At 36.4% G+C, this 1134-nt stretch carries 3 protein-coding genes; all 3 read right to left on the bottom strand.

The window, feature by feature from the left end:
* Positions 1 to 130 (bottom strand): hypothetical protein (locus tag FDW96_RS25635; protein WP_373562166.1); only part of this gene is annotated, 130 nt, incomplete at its 3' end.
* Between the two features lie 12 nt (positions 131 to 142).
* Positions 143 to 502, bottom strand: a complete 360-nt coding sequence (locus FDW96_RS02735; protein WP_036851122.1) for a single-stranded DNA-binding protein — start codon at positions 500 to 502, stop codon at positions 143 to 145.
* A 4-nt stretch (positions 503 to 506) separates the two neighbouring features.
* The gene (locus FDW96_RS02730) at positions 507 to 1073 is read right to left on the bottom strand and encodes a DUF1071 domain-containing protein (RefSeq protein WP_036851120.1); all 567 of its coding nucleotides are present in this window, start codon (positions 1071 to 1073) and stop codon (positions 507 to 509) included.
* Positions 1074 to 1134 lie beyond the last annotated feature (61 nt).

Below are 1134 nucleotides of genomic sequence, written 5' to 3'. Positions count from 1 at the left end.
CTCCGTCAAAGTCAAATGGCATTGATACGTTTTCCTTGATCCAAGCGAAAGCTCCGTCAAAGTCTTGTCTTAATAAGCTCATTTTATCCACGATGTCGATAATTTGCTCTCTCTCTTCTTCTGTGTACATGTAACCACCTTTCTAGAAAGGAAGTTCTGATTCATCAACTTCAACAGGTTCAGAACCACCAAATAAGTCTTGTTTAGCTTGTGATTGACTACTATTATCATTAGTGATAAATACTTTTTCAACCGTAGGGAAAACAAAGTTATAATTTACGTATTCTCCTGATTCCTTGGCTTGTACACGACCGCTGACCGTTACTGTGTCACCTAATTGAATGAAATCAGGCAAGAAAGCCGAACCGTACGCAACTTTTACGTTAGATCCCTTTTCTTTTTCAAATAATGGGACTGAAATAATTTTCTTATCGCCTTTTGCTGTACTTACTGTACGTGTATTTTTTTCATTCGCTTGTGCTGTTACTGTGATGATTGCCATTTAATTATTCCCCTTTTTCTGTTTCTTGCTGTGCTAACCAAATCTTCATGATGTCGGTAATTTCTTTTTTAGTCTTATTTTTCAAGCTGTCAATATTTTGGTATCCTAGTTGTTCAGCTCGTTTTATAAGTGGCTGAATCTCTCTAAGTCGTTGTTTTTCTGCTTCAAGCTCTTTTTGTTCTTCTGTTAGAACTGGTAAATCTTCATTTGCATAAATATATAGCCCTAAACCATGACGAGCAATTGCCTTAACTAGTCCACGCTGAATGGCTTTATTTACGTCCATAGAAGTCAGTTTTTCAACTGGGATAGATTGGTTACGATAGTCCATTACAGGCAAGTATTCAATGTGCTCCAAGCCCTCAATAGTCATACCAACCTTAACCCATGCTGTGCGACCGTCTGTGTGATAATTTAACCCTTGTTCATTTTCATAAACTTTACTGTTAGCTTCAGGATATACTTTTTTAACTTCAGACCATGCATATGCCCAACTAAGATAATCTAAATTATTCTTTTTGCTTTTCTTATCATTTACATTAATAACGCTTAGTTCTTCAAATACACTCATTCGATAACCTCTTCTCTCCAACCTTGGCTTTTAAGCTCTGAGGCTTTTGTCAAATCAGATT

This window comes from Citrobacter sp. TBCS-15, from assembly GCF_005280815.1.
In the GTDB taxonomy this organism is placed as follows: Bacteria; Pseudomonadota; Gammaproteobacteria; order Enterobacterales; family Enterobacteriaceae; genus Citrobacter; species Citrobacter werkmanii.
The sequence above is the reverse complement of the archived record's forward strand: the minus strand, read 5'-3'. Positions and strand labels throughout refer to the sequence as shown.

What these genes read in the sequence shown, in the direction of transcription:
- FDW96_RS02735 (WP_036851122.1), bottom strand. Translation starts at nt 502, where the DNA reads ATGGCAATCATCACAGTAACAGCACAAGCGAATGAAAAAAATACACGT.
- FDW96_RS02730 (WP_036851120.1), bottom strand. Translation starts at nt 1,073, where the DNA reads ATGAGTGTATTTGAAGAACTAAGCGTTATTAATGTAAATGATAAGAAA.